This is a genomic window from Proteus mirabilis ATCC 29906 (genome assembly GCF_000160755.1).
Classification (GTDB): domain Bacteria; phylum Pseudomonadota; class Gammaproteobacteria; order Enterobacterales; family Enterobacteriaceae; genus Proteus; species Proteus mirabilis.
On the sequence record NZ_GG668606.1, the window covers coordinates 1 to 396 of the forward strand.

The 396-nt window shown below is 37.6% G+C and carries 1 protein-coding gene; it reads right to left on the reverse strand.

The window, feature by feature from the left end:
* Positions 1–33: 33 nt before the first annotated feature.
* Positions 34–177, reverse strand: a complete 144-nt coding sequence (locus HMPREF0693_RS18730) for a Hok/Gef family protein (protein WP_004247166.1) — start codon at positions 175–177, stop codon at positions 34–36.
* Positions 178–396 lie beyond the last annotated feature (219 nt).

The following is a 396-nucleotide window of genomic DNA, read 5'->3' on the forward strand; positions in this document are numbered from 1 at the left end:
CGAGAAATTGTGGGGGAAAATTCCCCCACAAAGCTATTTATCGCAAGATAAATTCGCTTGAACTAGGGTGTTACCACTGCTGATATTAAAAGAGCACAATCTTTCATGTCTCAGTAGAGTAAAACACAAAACTGTAATACATACAGTAATCAGCCCAATAAGGGCAAGCTTAGTCATTTCTCTTGACACTCCTTGTTAAAGGAGACAGAATCAAGTTGTTGGACTTGAGACTGCCTCGAATTTTATGTAAATAGAATTCGGGGCTTTCGTCTTTTTGGTCCTTGCAAATGCTTGAACCAAAATGATCCAAGCACCCGCCTGTATACTAACAGAAAATAGCCGTGTGTCTCTGTTTATTTTGCCAAAATAAAGCTAAAAAGATTTATTAAATCAATG

Excerpts from the sequence above, each read along its gene's own strand:
- HMPREF0693_RS18730 (WP_004247166.1), bottom strand. The coding sequence starts at position 177 with ATGACTAAGCTTGCCCTTATTGGGCTGATTACTGTATGTATTACAGTT.